Raw genomic sequence first — 15701 nt, 5'->3', positions numbered from 1 at the left:
AAAAATCAGATATTTTCGAAAAAAATGAATTCACCTTTGAAATCAGGTGTTTGTAACCTGACCCACTGCGAGAACCTCGCCCGTTGGCGCGCCTGTGGGCGAGCCTCCGGGAGGTTCATCGCTGATGGCCAGAAGACCATTTGCCAATTGCCGCGCGATTTCGGGCGATATGTCGATCTGTGTATCTGCCTCAGGCGGCAGGACGCCCAAGGACACGGGCGTGTCTGAGCCTTCGGCGATCAACCAAAGTTCCAAAACGCGGCCCGTGCGGGCCGACCCGGCTTCTCGGGTCAGCTCCAGTGCATTTGTCTCAGCGATGAAACGGGCGGCAACGACAAGCGTGCCGTCGCCCGCCGCAACGCTGGCGGTGAACGTTGGATCAAAGCTGGGATCTTGCATCAGCACGGGCGTCAGGACAATTGCGCCGACCACAATGGCGGCCACTGCGACGCCGCCTACCAGCCATGACCAGATTGATCGTTTCGGTTTGACCGTATCCGGGAAGAGCGCAGCCTGCAGTTTGTCTTTGACCATCTTGGGCGGGGTAACGGGCGGGACACCCTCTGCCATGCTGGCAAAGCTCTCATCCCAATCTCGCACCAGGTCGCGCAAGGCAGGCTCCAATGCCAGACGCGCTTCAAAGGCCGCCCGCTCATCATCTTCAAGAAGATGCAAGACGTACTCACCGGCCAAGACCGAGTCGTCGTTATGATCTTCTTGCTGGCTCATCGGCTCAAGCAATCCTTCAAGGTCAGTAGGCTGCGGCGCAGCCAGGTTCGCATTGTGTTGAGCGGCACATCGTATCGCGCCGCGAGGTCTTTGTAGCTGTCGCCGTCCAGATAGGCCCGGCGCACCGCTTCTGATCTGTCTGCCTCAAGTTCCTCGAAGCAGTCGTTCAGCCTTTGTCGTTCTGACGAGGCAATTGCCTCTGCCTCCGGCGTCGGCGCTCCATCGGACAGATCATGCACATCGTCGATGTCCACAGTCCCATTTTTCCGCATCCTCAGCCGGTCAATGGCCGTATTCCGCGCCAGGGTGATCAGCCACGTCATTGGACTGTATCCATTGGCTTTATACCGGTCAGCCTTGTGCCAAACCTTAACAAAAACGTCTTGGAGCGTATCCTCGGCTTCTGCCCTGTCCCCTAAAACACGAAGGCAGACGCCAAAAAGTTTCGCCGAGGTCGCATCATATAACGAAGAAAACGCGGCCCGGTCCCCAAGGCTCACGCGCATGATCGCGTTTTCGATGTCAGTCGTGTCTGTCAAAGGGATCTGCTTTCGGTCGCTTCACTAAACGACAATGCGCGATTGGTGCTGGAAAGACCAGTTGGAATACGAAGTGAAGGCTGGGCGGAATAGGTTGCCAAAAATCCGATTTCAAAACCATAGGCTCAAAAACGGTTTTTTTGTCACAGGCCGTGCTGAGACCGGAATCATTGAAAATTCTTCAATCACAAATCCCTGACTAAACTCGGCTTGAATTTGTCACGTCTTTGGCCGCAGGACGAGAAGCGGTCGTCCGTGCTTAGTGCAGCATCCGTAACTATGGGTTCAGTCCTGCCGCCTACTGCAGGATGTACGAAGGCCTGGTCTGGATTGGCGAACGGCAATAGCCGCCCGCCAACGTCGTTCAGATGTCTATTCGTTCAGCGATGCTTAGCGCATCTTCCAACTCAACGCCCAGATAACGCACTGTGCTATCGACCTTGGTGTGGCCCAACAAAAGTTGCACGGCGCGAAGGTTGCCCGTCTTGCGGTAATTCTCCGCAGCTTTGGTTCGACGCATCGAGTGTGTACCGTATCCACTGGGTTCCAGGCCAATCGCTGTCACCCAGTCTCGCACAAGCCGACCATATTGACGTGTTGAGATATGCGGGCGGTCATGGAAGCGGCTCGGGAACATAAAGCGGCATCCGATCATCTCAGGTGATCTTACCCACGCAATAACTGTATCCCTCGTGTTTTCAGTCAGGTCGAACTGAACGGGTTTCTTGGTCTTACTCTGGATTATTGAAACTCGTTCACGAACGCGGTCATCTTTGACCAAATCGGCCACGGCGAGTTTGACCAGATCACAGCCGCGCAGCTTGCTATCGATTGCAACGTTAAACAGCGCAAGGTCACGAAGATAACCAGCAAGTTCGAGCCGGGCACGTATGGCCCACACCTGTTTTGGCAGCAGTGGACGTTTCTGCCCAATAATCCGCCCCTTGTTCCAGGCTCTGCGTTTCGGGGTTGTTGCAGGAAGTTGGACTCTTGGCATGATTTGCCCTCCGATCCTCCCTCCAAGCCCAATCATCAGCACCGCACTGACCGGGCGAGTGTACAAGCAAGGCTGAACGCCCGTTTTGGGAAGCTGGCTAAATGGGCATCTTCTGCGCGCGCATTGGTCTGCAACGAGCCCACACCGGATGCTGCACAGTGAATGAATGTCCGTTCCGACCGACGAGAACTCATAGGCAACGTACGGTCTGATTTCATCCTGTTAACAGATTTCCTCGAAGTTGCCCCTCGTTCATTCGGATGCGGCGTGGTTCATGGAAACAAAGTTTACTCAATTTCTAAGGTCTGGCGGGAGCGGTGGTTTCGTGTTGTCGAGAGGCACGCGTGGCATGGTCGCGCGCCCGCTTTCGCGCAAGGCAGATATTCCCGGTCTCGCGGCCTTGCAGCAGCAATTTGCCACCAATCTGGACTTCGCCGATCAGATCAATGCTGATCTCCTGCTGCGGTTCACACGCGACGGGTTTGATGCCCCTCTTTCCGCTGCCGACTTGGCGGATGTTTCAGGCGACAAGGCAGCCGCGATTCAGGCGTGGTCGGAGCGGTTGGAAACGATTTGGGCCGATCATGGCGAGCGGCCAAGCCGCTTCAGCTCCGTCCGTCGTGCGATGGAAGAAAACCTGATCACGTCATTCTCCGGGCTGATTAATGAACGCAGGCAGCGCGCCCTTGGGATTGACCAGTACATCTGGCGATCCCGTGACGACGACAAAGTGCGCCATGTACATGCCGAGCATGACGATAAGGTCTTTGATTGGGACAATCCGCCGGAAACCGGTCATCCCGGACAAGCCTATAACTGCCGGTGTTTTGCCGAGCCATACCTACTTGATGAACCGAAATGTGAGCCTGATTTCGTGGCGGCTCAGGTTGCGCATGGTCGCGGTGTGGATGCGGGTGTTTGGGAAGCCATCAAGGACACCCTGGCGGACATTTGGCAAACGCTGAGTGAAATCCCTGAGAACCTCGCATGGGTCACCCGATTGGGCGTTCTGTCGGCGCGCGAACGGTTTGGAACGCTTTCGGACGAAGAACAGGCCGAACTGGACGAAATGCGCCAAGCGGTTGAAGAACGTATCGAGGAAATCAAGGCATTTTGGCGCGATTTCCCGGAAACGGCGAAAGCGTTCGCGGAATATGCCTACGCTGTTGAGACCCGCCCCGGCTTGGTCATGGGAGAGTTTGCCCAATGCCGGGCAACCCTGGCTCAGGTGGAGGACGCCGCGCGAGAACGGGCCTATCTGAATACGTTGATCGCTTTGAACGTGGCCCCTGCGGGGCTGGCCGCGAAGCTGTTGCGCCGACGAGGGCGGCGTGGTGATACGAATGACCCAGACCGATTGCGCGACGAGCTTTTGGCGGAGGCCGAAAACGCCCGTCGTCTGCCATCCGATCCCGACTGGGACACAATCGACAATCCCGGCATCCGTTGGGGCGGGCCGATCAAGGAGCAGGGCGGACCATGGGAAGATCACCTTGAGCGATTGGGAGGTCTGGGAGAACGTACACCTGACAACTTCAAGACCTTCGATTTCTGGGACCGCGATGCAGGTATTGCGACCAGCGCAAAGACGCTGGACACACGTGCGCCGGGATATGTGGACCGGCCTAGCCGTATCTACGGTGCATTGAAGCGATACATTGACCAGATCGACGGCTTTGATGGGTCCAATATCAATTCCTTCCCATTGGACCCGGGCGAAATCGACTTGAAACGCCTTGAACTCGCCATTCCAAATGACACGACACCTGAACAGTTTACCCAAATTCAACGGGCGATAGATTACGCTGAGAGTTTGGGGATCGACGTGGAAGTGAGCCGAATCCGATGAGAAAAGTGCTAACCTTCGAAGAGCAAAGAGCGAAAGCGCTCGCAAGGGCCGCGGAGTGGAAAAAACGCGCCAAGCCTCCTAAGGAGTCCAAGGGCGCAATCATTAATGCGCATCGCGCGTTCACGAAGATTATCTCATTTGCGGTCTACCGCTCGGGATGCCCTGACCCCAAGGGCTACCATGAATACCTCGCGCCAAACATGAATGCAGAAGACATTGGGCGTGAAGCGCGTGCGGCGCTCATGGCGAGCCGTTTCATAACGCCCGATGACCCGGAATGGGATGCCATCATGCGGTGGCCGACACCGGAGGAAATCAAGGCGCTGAACGAAGCCGAAAAGGCCCGCGCAGGTGTCAAGACCCTGAAAGCGCTGTACAACGGCGCAGGGAGCGTGACGCTGACCTTGCAGGACGCAAAGATCAGGCTCAAGCCATGGCGCTATCGCGGGCGTTCCAGTTGGGAGGGCATTCGCGGCCATGAAGATACGGTCTTGCCGGAAGACGTGTCGGACGAAGCGTTCGGCAAGGCCATTCTGGACGCACTGGACATCAGCCGTTCAGCGTAGGTTCTGAAGGCGAGACGCCAGCCAAAGCAGACCTTGGCGCAGCTGCGGCGAAAGCTCACTAAAGTCCGCACCTTTCCAATTCATGGTTTCAGATTTGCTGCGCAATTCATCAACGGCTGCTATCCCTTTTGCAAGGCAGCGTAAAATTTTAGGCCATTGCAGAAAAACCGGCGCTGCGAGCGCGCGCAGCAAGATTTTGACACTTCCGGTGTGGGCTCCCGGCTGCCGTTCGCGGCACCTGGTACGGATGACCGTAGGCAGCCCTAAGCGGACCTTGGCGTCAGCCCAACTCTACGACGACAAAGCGGGATTTGCCGCCTTTTGCGCACGCCGCTTTCGCTCACGCAGAAAACCTTCGCACCTGCGGCACCGGGAATTTGGCAGCGCGGCGATCTTCGCCAGAGCGGTCGTTGAAATTCGGTCTGAGGCTCGAAATTTAAACCCCGCTTTCGCCGCGATTAGGATCGACCATCGTGGAGCGGACAAACCGAACCTTCGTTGGCAATCGGCCAATGCTCGCTTTCCAGCGCTGAGCCGTCGTTCAGTCGCTGTCGGCTCTCTTCTCAAAATATGTCTGTAACTATCTCTAAAGCATAATCGTCGCGGCCATAGCCGAAGGCCGAAGCTCCCAACTATTTGTAACAAAATTGGTAAGGGCGTCCCGATGCTCACCATGCTTTCAAACTTCGACTGCGACCTTACCAATTGGATTGGAACAACAGGCCAGAATGTAGCCTGCCTCGATATCGTCTTCCGAGATGCCGCCATTGTGGACCATGTGAACTTCACCAGAAGTCTTCTTAACCTTGCAGGTACCGCAAACACCGAAGGTACAGCCCGACGGGATATTCAGACCAACCGACCGTGCGGCGGCCAGAACCGTGTCGGTCTCGGCCACTTTGGCCGTTACACCGGAGCTGGCGAACAGGATTTCCGCGTTGCTGTCATCATCCGGGACAACGTCGTCCAGATCCGGCTGATCTGCTTCGGTTTCCACAGGCGCGCCAAAGCTCTCCTGATAGTAACGACCCATATCAAACCCCAGGCCGGTCAGGGCATCGCGCACCGCCTGCATAAAGGGCTCGGGTCCACAGCAATAAACCTCGCGGTCCAGGTAATCGGGAGCCATCAGGCCCAGCATCAGCTGGTTGAACTGGCCCTGATAACCGGTCCAGGGGCGGTACGGGTCAGGTTCTTCGACAACAAACTTCAGGTCCAACCCGTGCGTCCGGCTGGCCATCTGCTCCAATCGCTGGCGGAAGATGATTTCCGAAGGCCGTTTGGCACAGTTGATGAAGACAATGTCCAGATCGCGGCCTTCGTCCCACATGCAGGTCGTCATCGACATCATTGGTGTGATGCCCGAACCAGCGGAAATGAACAGGTATTTACCTGCGTCGCTTTCGGCATTGGTGAACAGCCCTGCGGGCCCGATGACCTTGATCCGCATACCGGGCTGCAGATTGTCCAGCATCCAGCGCGTGCCGATACTGTCCGGCTGCGCCTTGGCCGTGATCGTGATCGATCTGGGCCGCGACGGCGAGGACGAGATCGTGTAGGTGCGATGCACCACCCCGCCCGGCTGGCCCGGAGCCGGGATTTCCAAGGTCAGAAACTGTCCGGGAAGGTACGCGAACAAGGCGCCCGAAGGAGCCCGAAACGTAAAGCTGGCGGTATTTGGCATCTCGGGGACAACCGAGACGCATTCCAGCATTTCATTGTCCTGCCAGATGGCGGCGGCTGAGCTGAGGTCTTTCATCGCCGTCACTCCGCAGCCATGATGCCAGGGGCCAAACGATCCGCCAGCGTGGTGCAATACCAATCAACGAATTGAAGCACACCGGATTCCTGGGTCGCTGAATATGGCCCGGGGGTATAAGCGGGGCTGTTGATGCCTTGCTGATTATCCTCAACGACCCGGCGGTCTTCGTCATTGGTGGCAACCCAGACCTCGGTCAGGCGTTTCAGATCATAATCGACACCTTCCACCGCGTCCTTGTGGACCAGCCATTTCGTGGTGACCTCGGTTTCCGTTGGGCTGATCGGGGTGACGCGGAAGACAATGGAGTGATCCGCAAGGAAATGGTTCCAGGTGGTCGGGTAGTGGAATTTCAACAAAGCCCCGGCATCGGCGAATGGCGACCGGCCCAGCCAGCGCCGCACGGCGGATTTGCCGTCCATGGTATAGCTTTCCGCGCCTTCCTTCAGGGGCATCCGCGCCAGACGATACTGTCCGTCGTTATTCAGGTAGAACTGCGATGGCAGTCCTGCAGCCTCGCACCGGTCGAAATGGGCCTGCATATGGGCCGGAGTTTCGCCGCCTTCGATGCCGGTGATCGCTGGGTCATCCGGGAAGGTGCGGCACAACGCCGGGTGATTGCCGCCGCAGTGATAACATTCCCGGTTGTTCTCCCAGACCAGTTTCCAGTTGCCCATTTCGATGATCGAGCTTTCGAACGCCACCTTGGCATTGCCCAGACCGTGCGGCTCCAGATAAGGGCGCGCTATTGTGGCGAAACTGTCGAAATCGGGCGCTTCATCTGCCAGACAGATATAGACCAGCCCGGCCAGTTCACGGCAATGCATGGTCTTAAGCCCGTGTTGGCTGGGGTCGAAATCCGGCCCCATGTCGCGGGCCCACAGCAGCGAGCCGTCCAGTTCATAGGTCCATTGATGATAAGGGCAGACCAGCTTCGGGGCATGGCCTTTCGCCGCCTTGCAGATGACCGACCCGCGATGACGGCAGGTGTTGTGAAACGCCCGGATCTGATTGTCTGCTCCCCGGACGATAATCACGCGATAAGCGCCGACGTTATAGGTGACATAGCTGCCGGGCTTCTCCAATTCACAGGCCGGGATAGCAAACAGCCAGTCGCGATAGTGGATGGTTTCAAGGTCGGTCTGAAAAATCCCGGGATCGGTATAAAACGCTTGTTCCAGGGCATGTGCCGGGTTTCGGCGCGCCAACAGGTTTTGAATGGTATTCACTTCCGGCTCTCCTGCCGCGCCCCGCGGCATTGTTTGGGCAGGTGACACCGGAGAACCGTCCGGAGACGCGCGAGGATCACGTCCGAACCGGTTGCCCCCACCGCCACCCGCGGTTTGACATATCTGCGAGGCTGGTTTCCGGACTTGGAAGGGGCTTGCGCCCGGTGTCGGCACCTTCCCGGGATCCTCTTCCCAGTGGCTGATTGCCGAACCTGACCTTCGTTACCGTTGCGGGGGCAGTGCCGGAATTACACCGGCTTCCCAATTCTCCGCTGTTTCAGAATCAAACAGCGGCACCTCACAGGCACAGAATAGTTCAGCCCCGCTTAGGCGATGAAATACATGCGACAATTCCGGTTCCAAAACAGACATGGGTCTGCGCGGAGGTCGGATTTCGATCACGTCGCAACCGGGCCGTTAATCACCAGGGACTGCGAGTCGAGGTAGGCGTCGACCAGAAAATGCGCCCTCAGGTTCCGGCGCGTCAGAACATTTGACGGCTTGCCCTGATCGACGATTTTCCCGCCATTCATCAAATGGATATGATCGCAGTACCGCGCGACCAGATTGAGGTCGTGGAGTGTCATCAATACCGTTCGGCCCCGCCGCCTGACTTCGTTCAGCAGTACGAGTTGATAGTGCAGATCAAGATGGTTGGTCGGCTCGTCAAGAATGTAAATCTCTGGATCGCAGGCCAGCAGCTGGGCAAAGTAACACCGTTGCAGTTCGCCCCCCGACAGATGATCGGCAGGCTGGTTTCGCTTTTGGCTCAACCCGACCAGGTCCAAAGCGTCATCCCTGCGTCCGGTCAGCTCGTGCCCGTTCAGGCCCAGAACGGACAGGCCGATTTCGACGATGTCTGCCGGGGTCAGCCCGGCCAGCAGCCCCGAACTTTGCACCAGCGCCCCTGCTTTGCGCGCCCATTCGTGATGGGCATAGTCATCTATGCTGCGGCCGTCTGCGATGATCTCGCCTGCGCTTGGGCGCTCGGCACGGTAGATCGTGCGCAAAACGGTTGTCTTGCCGGCACCGTTCGGCCCCAGCAAACAGTGGATTTCGCCCTGCGGGATGGTCAAAGAGACGCCGCGCACATAGGGCCGACCGCCCACTTCGACCGACAGATCGCGGATTTCCAGAGCGAGATCAGACGGCACGACGCAATCCCCGCAAAATGAAGATGAAAGGCGGCGCTGCAAACAACGCCAGCAAGACACCAAGCGGCAGTTCCTGCGGTGCCAGAAGGACCCGGCACAGCAGATCAACAGCAATCAGAACAAGGGCACCCAGAACCATCGACAAAGGCAACAATACCTTGTGCCGTGCACCGACCAGCAGCCGCGCCATGTGCGGGATGATCAGACCTATAAAGCCAACAATCCCGGCCACGGAAACAGCCAGTCCAGTCAGGACAACCGTGGCAACGAATATCATCACGCGTAGACGCCCGGTTCGAATACCCAGAGCCTGAGCGCGTTCTTCACCCAGCAGTGTTGCATCCAGCGCATCCGCCCGCATCAAAAACAGGCTCGCGATCACTGCAAGCGAGAAAACCAGCATCGGAAGCTCGGACCATTCGGTGCCTGCCGCCGTGCCCATGAGCCAGCCCAGAGCGTTGCGGGTGACATGCGGATCACCAACATAGAGGAAAAAGGCCGTCACTGACTGAAACATCAGGGAAACGGCCACGCCGGCCAGTATGACAACCAGGGGATCAAGCTGGTGCCCGCGTTGCTGGGACAGGCCCAGTGTCATCAGGAACGCCACGGCGGCACCGGCGAAGGCAATCACCGGAACGCCCAGCGTTTCGGTTACTGATGTCGGCAACCAGATGATCGCTGCCACCGCTGCCGCAGAGGCACCGGAGGACAGGCCCATAAGGTAAGGGTCCGCCATCGGGTTGCGCAGCGCCGTTTGCATCAACGCTCCGACAAGAGCAAGCCCGGCCCCGATCAGCCCAACCGCCAACACCCGGGGAATCCGCCATTGCCAGACGATCAATGACAGGCCACGCGGGGCACCTTCGCTGCGGATCAGGATGGCAAAGCGATCCGACCAACTGATATCTGCGGTGCCCCAAAGAATGCCCGCAACGGCGACAAGCACCATCGCGACCATTGCCGTGGGAAACAGGACCAGAAACCGGGCTTGCATCTACTCGAGCTCAGCCAGCTGTCCGTTCAGGTTTTCGACACCATCGGCAAAGCGCATCCCCAAAAGCGTTTCAGAGAACGGCACCGTCACGAAACGCCCTTCCTTCACGGCGGTCAGTTCGGACAGGACCGGATCACTTTCCATATAGGCGCGCTTTTCGGCCGCTGACGACCAGCCCGCTTCGATCAGCAGGATCACATCCGGGTCGGCTTCGACAACACGTTCCCAGGCCAGATCGACCCAGGTGCCCTCGACATCATCGCTGATGCTGTTCAGCCCTGCAGTTTTCGCAACCAGAGCCGGACCTCCGCAGCATCCGATCGAATAGGGCGTCTCATCGCCGCTATCGTAGATAAATGCCGAGCGGCCCGCGCCTGCCGGGTCGGCCTGAACTGCATCAATACGCGCTTTGGTTTCGGCGATCAGCGCCTCTGCGCGATCTTCGACCGAGAATATCTGCCCGATGGTCCCGATATCCTTGAGGATGGGCTCAATCGTCAGCGGGACATTTTTGGGATGCGCGTCGCCGCAGGAAGCGTCAACCAGATAGGTGCCAACACCCAGATCATGCCATTTCTGCGCCGCGCCCAGATTGTCTTCGGAAAAGGCCGAGCCAAAACCCGCAAACAGGAAATCAGGCTCATTGGCCAGAACAACCTCTGCCGCTGGGTACTTCTCGGCCAGAACTGGAACGGTGCCGAAGGCATCCTTCCACTGGGCCGGAATCTCATCGTCCAGATAGGCGGTACCGACCATTGATCCCTCCAGCCCCAGCGCTAGCATCACTTCGGTCGCCTGTTGGTTCAGGGTGATTGCACGTGCCGGAGCCTCTTGGAACGTGTATTCCACACCACAGCTTTGCACAGTCACCGGATCAGCCTGAGCGGTCGCGGCCACAAGCCCCAAGGGCACAAGGTATTTAAGCAGGTTCATGGATGTCTCCTGTTTGATGAATGAGTAGAGAACGGGGAATGGTTCCGGCGCGCAGCGCCCCGGACACAAAGGTCCGGATGTCGTCCATGGTCTCCACACGGTACCAATTGCCATGCGGATAGTGCACGATCACCGGACCCGCATTGCAGGGAAACAGGCAACCGGTTGTTGTGACCAGACAATCCGAGCTCTGCCCCGCGCGGCCAAGTTCCGCCCTGAGCGCGTCGACCAGATTTGGGGCGTCCTTCAGGTGACACCGTGGCCCGGCACAAACGAGCAGATGATGCCGAAACGCAGGTGGGGTGTCCCAGCCCTTTCCAAGCTCACCGGACGGCTTTGGCGCAATTGGCCTTAGCGCGACTTTTGCGTTCGCGGCGGCGTGAATGACATTCAGGTCGGTCTGCAGGGATGTCGCAAAATACAATTCAGGCGCGTTCTCTCCCTGCCGGGCAAGCCAACTGGCCGCGGCATTCGGCAGCCACTTTTCAAGGCTCTGAGAGAATGGCAGGCCAATCGGCCGCAATTCGATCCGGGTGGCAAGCCGCGCCGTCAGATCATCCAGCGCATGCCAGAGCCCGTCGCCGGACGTCTCCAGCCTGACGGCCCGCGCCTCGACGGGCGCGGCCTTTACCAGCGCATCAGCGACGTCACGGAACCGGGCCTGACTGACGTATTGCGCTGAAATCAGATAGATATATGCGTCCATCTCTGCCCCGATACAGGAGGCAGGTTGGCGCAGTGCACAAGCCCGAAGATATCCGTCATCTCATCCTCCTGGGGCCCTCCGCCCGGTTGGTTACGTTTCGATGATGGCAGGTCTCCTGACTTGCGGATCAAAGCGTGCCGTCCCTTCCCGGATCTCATGCGATCCAGTGGTGTCGACGGGTTGCTTACCGCTTACAGTTGCGGGGGCAGTTCCGGACTTGAGCAAGATGCCCGCACCGAATTCCCTTTTCATCCCCTTGGCGCAAGGCGCGGGGAACCATCTCAGACGTGTCTGGGGCAAAGACGATTGTCCGTCAAGGAATATCGGCAGATAGCATAAGTGGACAGCGGCGGCGATGCGCTTCTTACAGTCATTCCTGCAGAGCGCAGCATCGGTCAAAATGGGCTCGTTGCAGACCAATGCGCGCGCAGAAGATGCCCATTTAGCCAGCTTCCCAAAACGGGCGTTCAGCCTTGCTTGTACACTCGCCCGGTCAGCGCGGTGCTGATGATTGGGCTTGGAGGGAGGATCGGAGGGCAAATCATGCCAAGAGTCCAACTTCCTGCAACAACCCCGAAACGCAGAGCCTGGAACAAGGGGCGGATTATTGGGCAGAAACGTCCACTGCTGCCAAAACAGGTGTGGGCCATACGTGCCCGGCTCGAACTTGCTGGTTATCTTCGTGACCTTGCGCTGTTTAACGTTGCAATCGATAGCAAGCTGCGCGGCTGTGATCTGGTCAAACTCGCCGTGGCCGATTTGGTCAAAGATGACCGCGTTCGTGAACGAGTTTCAATAATCCAGAGTAAGACCAAGAAACCCGTTCAGTTCGACCTGACTGAAAACACGAGGGATACAGTTATTGCGTGGGTAAGATCACCTGAGATGATCGGATGCCGCTTTATGTTCCCGAGCCGCTTCCATGACCGCCCGCATATCTCAACACGTCAATATGGTCGGCTTGTGCGAGACTGGGTGACAGCGATTGGCCTGGAACCCAGTGGATACGGTACACACTCGATGCGTCGAACCAAAGCTGCGGAGAATTACCGCAAGACGGGCAACCTTCGCGCCGTGCAACTTTTGTTGGGCCACACCAAGGTCGATAGCACAGTGCGTTATCTGGGCGTTGAGTTGGAAGATGCGCTAAGCATCGCTGAACGAATAGACATCTGAACGACGTTGGCGGGCGGCTATTGCCGTTCGCCAATCCAGACCAGGCCTTCGTACATCCTGCAGTAGGCGGCAGGACTGAACCCATCCTGTACCTTGGACATTCTCGCTGCGTGCGCACGCGGCACGAAAAGTGCGGCATTAGCGAAAAATCCGGTGCCGCCGCGCAGCGGCAGAAACGGCCATTAGTGCTGGCCGCAGCATGGGGTAGGCGTCAAATTTACGAGTAGCGGGACAAACTTTGCTCGCACTGGTTTGGCAACTGTGTCGTCTATCCACCATTGTGCCCCTCATTTCGCCGGAAATCTCAAGGGCCTCCGGTTTCGCACCCAATCAGCCGAGCGTCAAAAGGATACGTCGTCAAATTCTTGTGTCCGGTTTCGGCAACCAGAATCTGGTCTTCCAGCTTGATCAAGAAATCCCCGTTTTCGGGCGGCACCAGAGATTCTGCGCAGAATATCATGCCGGGATCCAACTTCTGATCATAAGCACCTTCTGCAACTGAACGCGTCGACTGAATGAATACCTCTCTTTGCAAGAAATTCTCGCTGAACCAGTCGATCTAATGTGGTTTTTCTGGGAACATTGAACGGTAGAATTCACGGCTTCGCATGTCTGTCCCGGGTGTCCTGGCGGTTTTTCCACCACAGCGCTGCGCGCGCACCGATAAGGTGGAAGACGTGGAACGGTATCCGGCTGACAGCGGTGACGGGAACGGGAGAGTCGAGAGCAGGCATGCCTGAAAGCAGATCTGACATCAGCTTTCCGTAGGATGTCGCGAAACCGATACCCCGCCCGTTGCACCCCAACGCGGCCCACAGCCCCGGCGCGGGATTGTGAAGATGAGGAACGCCATCTGTCGTGATCGCAACCCGGCCCGACCAGCGATAGGCAATGGGCTGATCCTTCAGTTGGGGAAAGATTTCCGCCAGTTTGGCAGTGACACAACGGAAGCTTGACGGATCATCGGTTTCAGTCAGGTCGCCCCGCCCGCCGAACAGGAAACTGCCGTCTTCTTCCAGACGAAAATGGTTCGTCAGCTTTTTCAGATCGGCCGCGGTTTCGCCGCCCGGCAGAATGGATTTGCGCAGGTTGTCCGAAAGCGGGGCGGTCGCCACCATGTAGGAGGGAATGGGCACGATGCTTTGCGCCAGACCGGGCACCAGCGCCTGCCCGCTGTCGGTATAGGCGTTTGTGCAGATCAAAACCTGATCTGCCTGCACGTCGCCTGTCGCGGCCCTGACCGTCCATATGTCACCGGACCACTCGACCCGTTCAGCAAGGGTATCGCCAAAGATCCATGCGCCTGCCCCGGCGGCCGCCCTTGCAAGACCGCGCGTATAGGACAGTGGATGCAGCCGCCCGCCGCGCGGATCATAGTAAGCGCCCATATACCAGTCCGACCCAAGCGCCGCGCTGGCCTCGGACCGGTCCAACATATAGGCCTCGATCCCTTCGGCTTGCCATTCGGCAACCCGTTTTTCATAGGCGTTGAACGAATTGACGGAATGGGCCGGTTGCAACCAGCCCGCGCGCGATGCCTGACAGCGGATGCCATGCCGGCCGATCAGGTCCAGCGTGTCGTCCACAAAGCTGCCTGACCAGGCAAACAGCCTGCTGCCAGCCTCTTCGCCCATGCTCGCAATCAGGTCCGAGCGTTCCGATTTGAAACCGGGAATGATCTGGCCACCGTTGCTCCCGGACGCGCCCCATCCGGGCTGACCGGCCTCAAGCAGCACAACATCCACGCCCTTTTCCGCAAGATGCAGCGCGGTGGACAGGCCCAGATAACCGCCGCCGATCACGCAAACGCTCGTCTTTAGCTGACCGTCCAGCGCGAGATAATGATCCCCCGGTTCCGCCGTGGCCGCCCAGTAGGAATCTGGCATCTGCAGCGTCATGCCATCAACGCCCGATAGACGAATTGCTGGAAGAAATGCACATGATGTTCGGAAAACTCCGGATGGTCCCGGTCCACCACGAACTTGCCTTGCTTATACCCTCTTGAGTGCAGAGCCTTCTGCACCTTCTCGCATATCCCCATATCTTCCTGTGCCAGCGTGCCCGAAAACCAGTCCATCAGCGCGGCTTCCTGTGCGCCGGGCTGATCGCTCAGCAGGAACCAGTCATGCCGGATGAGTGACCGTTCGGGGCCAAGCGGCAGGACCTGGAACATCACCATGCTGGGGCTGCCGGGAAAGAACAACGGAATGTGAGACGGCCAGATATAGCTGAAGAGCGAATCCTGCGCGATTGCGTCGCGTTCCAGTGCATAGGCGCTGTTGTCGATCTCCTTGCGCTCGACCGTGTGGGAAAAGGTGATACCGTCATCGCTCCACACCGCCTTGGTATCATAGTCCACCAGTTCCATCAGCGAAGGATGGTTGGCGTGGCAGTGATAACATTCGTGATTGTTGTCGACGATGGTCTTCCAGTTGGCGGCCACTTCGAATTCGTTGCGGCTGATGCGGATCAGATCATCAAAACGCGGGCAGCAGGTGTAAATGTCCTTTAGCAGCTTCGGTGCCTGTTCGATCAGCGGAACAGCGTCGGGATCCAGATTGACGAACAGCAACCCGCCATAGCTTTCCAGCCGCACCGGTTTCAGGTTCGCGTTCTCGGGGATCCAGCTTTTCAGAGTGTCCCGTCCGCGGGCACCACGAAAACACCCGTCCGACTGGTAGCACCATTGATGATAGGGGCACACGATCAGGTTCGTGTTGCCGCTGCCTTCCAGTAGGGGATGTGCCCGGTGGCTGCACACATTGTAGAACGCCCGCAATTCGCCCGCCCTGTCGCGGATGATGAACACACCTTGCCCGGCGATCTCCGCGCAGAAGTAGTCCCCGGGATTGCGGACATCGGACACATGACAAACATAGGACCAAGTCCGAAAAAAGATCGCCTCACGCTCCATCTCATGAATGTCGGGCCGGTAATACCAATCCGCCGGAAGCGTCCAAGACGTTTCCGGGTTGTCGGGATCGAACAGCCCTGCATCGATTGGAACCTGCGGATTGACGTGTTCGTTCATGAGGTTTTTTCCTGAAAAGGATTGATCGGTTTCGGC

General features: G+C 58.0%; 15 protein-coding genes and 2 riboswitches. Of the genes, 3 read left to right on the top strand and 12 right to left on the bottom strand.

Annotation, left to right across the window (positions count from 1 at the left end):
- Window positions 1-42: 42 nt before the first annotated feature.
- The 3 genes from ACO07D_RS08920 to ACO07D_RS08910 form a co-directional block, all read right to left on the bottom strand.
- The gene (locus ACO07D_RS08920) at window positions 43-729 is read right to left on the bottom strand and encodes an anti-sigma factor (RefSeq protein ID WP_421702595.1); all 687 of its coding nucleotides are present in this window, start codon (window positions 727-729) and stop codon (window positions 43-45) included.
- Complete coding sequence (locus ACO07D_RS08915; protein ID WP_421705015.1) at window positions 726-1235, bottom strand: sigma-70 family RNA polymerase sigma factor; 510 nt, start codon at window positions 1233-1235, stop codon at window positions 726-728. The genes ACO07D_RS08920 and ACO07D_RS08915 overlap by 4 nt, the downstream gene beginning before the upstream one ends.
- Window positions 1236-1632: 397 nt before the next feature.
- Entirely contained in the window at window positions 1633-2265 is a 633-nt protein-coding gene (locus ACO07D_RS08910; RefSeq protein ID WP_421702585.1) for a tyrosine-type recombinase/integrase, read from the bottom strand.
- A gap of 349 nt (window positions 2266-2614) precedes the next feature.
- Here ACO07D_RS08910 and ACO07D_RS08905 point away from each other — a divergent pair, with 349 nt between their 5' ends.
- Together ACO07D_RS08905 and ACO07D_RS08900 are read left to right on the top strand one after the other, a co-directional pair.
- Entirely contained in the window at window positions 2615-4114 is a 1500-nt protein-coding gene (locus ACO07D_RS08905) for a phage minor head protein (RefSeq protein ID WP_421702594.1), read from the top strand.
- Window positions 4111-4680 (top strand): contact-dependent growth inhibition system immunity protein, encoded by a 570-nt coding sequence (locus ACO07D_RS08900; protein ID WP_421702593.1) that lies wholly within the window; start codon window positions 4111-4113, stop codon window positions 4678-4680. Before ACO07D_RS08905 ends, ACO07D_RS08900 begins: the two co-directional genes overlap by 4 nt.
- Here the strand turns inward: ACO07D_RS08900 and ACO07D_RS08895 are convergent.
- The 7 genes from ACO07D_RS08895 to ACO07D_RS08865 all read right to left on the bottom strand — a co-directional run bounded on the left by ACO07D_RS08895 (window position 4672) and on the right by ACO07D_RS08865 (window position 11458).
- Window positions 4672-4872, bottom strand: a complete 201-nt coding sequence (locus tag ACO07D_RS08895) for a hypothetical protein (protein ID WP_421702592.1) — start codon at window positions 4870-4872, stop codon at window positions 4672-4674. The two genes, ACO07D_RS08900 and ACO07D_RS08895, sit on opposite strands and share 9 nt — an antisense overlap.
- Window positions 4873-5359: 487 nt before the next feature.
- Window positions 5360-6439, bottom strand: a complete 1080-nt coding sequence (locus tag ACO07D_RS08890) for a 2Fe-2S iron-sulfur cluster-binding protein (protein ID WP_421702591.1) — start codon at window positions 6437-6439, stop codon at window positions 5360-5362.
- Between the two features lie 5 nt (window positions 6440-6444).
- Window positions 6445-7698: an aromatic ring-hydroxylating oxygenase subunit alpha gene (locus tag ACO07D_RS08885; RefSeq protein WP_421702590.1), complete on the bottom strand. Its 1254-nt coding sequence runs from the start codon at window positions 7696-7698 to the stop codon at window positions 6445-6447.
- Window positions 7699-7780: 82 nt separating this feature from the next.
- Window positions 7781-7984: riboswitch (cobalamin riboswitch) on the bottom strand.
- A gap of 82 nt (window positions 7985-8066) precedes the next feature.
- Window positions 8067-8822 carry an ABC transporter ATP-binding protein gene (locus ACO07D_RS08880; protein WP_421702589.1) on the bottom strand — a complete coding sequence of 252 codons (756 nt, stop codon included), beginning with the start codon at window positions 8820-8822 and terminating at the stop codon, window positions 8067-8069.
- Entirely contained in the window at window positions 8812-9783 is a 972-nt protein-coding gene (locus tag ACO07D_RS08875; protein ID WP_421702588.1) for a FecCD family ABC transporter permease, read from the bottom strand. Before ACO07D_RS08875 ends, ACO07D_RS08880 begins: the two co-directional genes overlap by 11 nt.
- Before the next feature lie 36 nt (window positions 9784-9819).
- A complete protein-coding gene (locus ACO07D_RS08870) occupies window positions 9820-10752 on the bottom strand; it encodes an ABC transporter substrate-binding protein (RefSeq protein ID WP_421702587.1) in 933 nt (310 codons plus the stop codon).
- Entirely contained in the window at window positions 10739-11458 is a 720-nt protein-coding gene (locus tag ACO07D_RS08865; protein WP_421702586.1) for a (2Fe-2S) ferredoxin domain-containing protein, read from the bottom strand. Before ACO07D_RS08865 ends, ACO07D_RS08870 begins: the two co-directional genes overlap by 14 nt.
- 88 nt (window positions 11459-11546) lie before the next feature.
- A riboswitch (cobalamin riboswitch) is annotated at window positions 11547-11754 on the bottom strand.
- 247 nt (window positions 11755-12001) lie between these two features.
- Here ACO07D_RS08865 and ACO07D_RS08860 point away from each other — a divergent pair.
- A complete protein-coding gene (locus tag ACO07D_RS08860) occupies window positions 12002-12634 on the top strand; it encodes a tyrosine-type recombinase/integrase (protein ID WP_421702585.1) in 633 nt (210 codons plus the stop codon).
- A 596-nt stretch (window positions 12635-13230) separates the two neighbouring features.
- Here the strand turns inward: ACO07D_RS08860 and ACO07D_RS08855 are convergent.
- Together ACO07D_RS08855 and ACO07D_RS08850 are read right to left on the bottom strand one after the other, a co-directional pair.
- Window positions 13231-14532 carry an NAD(P)/FAD-dependent oxidoreductase gene (locus ACO07D_RS08855; RefSeq protein WP_421702584.1) on the bottom strand — a complete coding sequence of 434 codons (1302 nt, stop codon included), beginning with the start codon at window positions 14530-14532 and terminating at the stop codon, window positions 13231-13233.
- Complete coding sequence (locus ACO07D_RS08850) at window positions 14529-15665, bottom strand: aromatic ring-hydroxylating oxygenase subunit alpha (RefSeq protein ID WP_421702583.1); 1137 nt, start codon at window positions 15663-15665, stop codon at window positions 14529-14531. The genes ACO07D_RS08855 and ACO07D_RS08850 overlap by 4 nt, the downstream gene beginning before the upstream one ends.
- Window positions 15666-15701: the final 36 nt, after the last annotated feature.

It is taken from the genome of Aliiroseovarius sp., from assembly GCF_965228805.1.
Lineage (GTDB): Bacteria > Pseudomonadota > Alphaproteobacteria > Rhodobacterales > Rhodobacteraceae > JASBTN01.
Note: the sequence above shows the minus strand (reverse complement) of the source record. Positions and strands in the feature narration are given on the sequence as shown.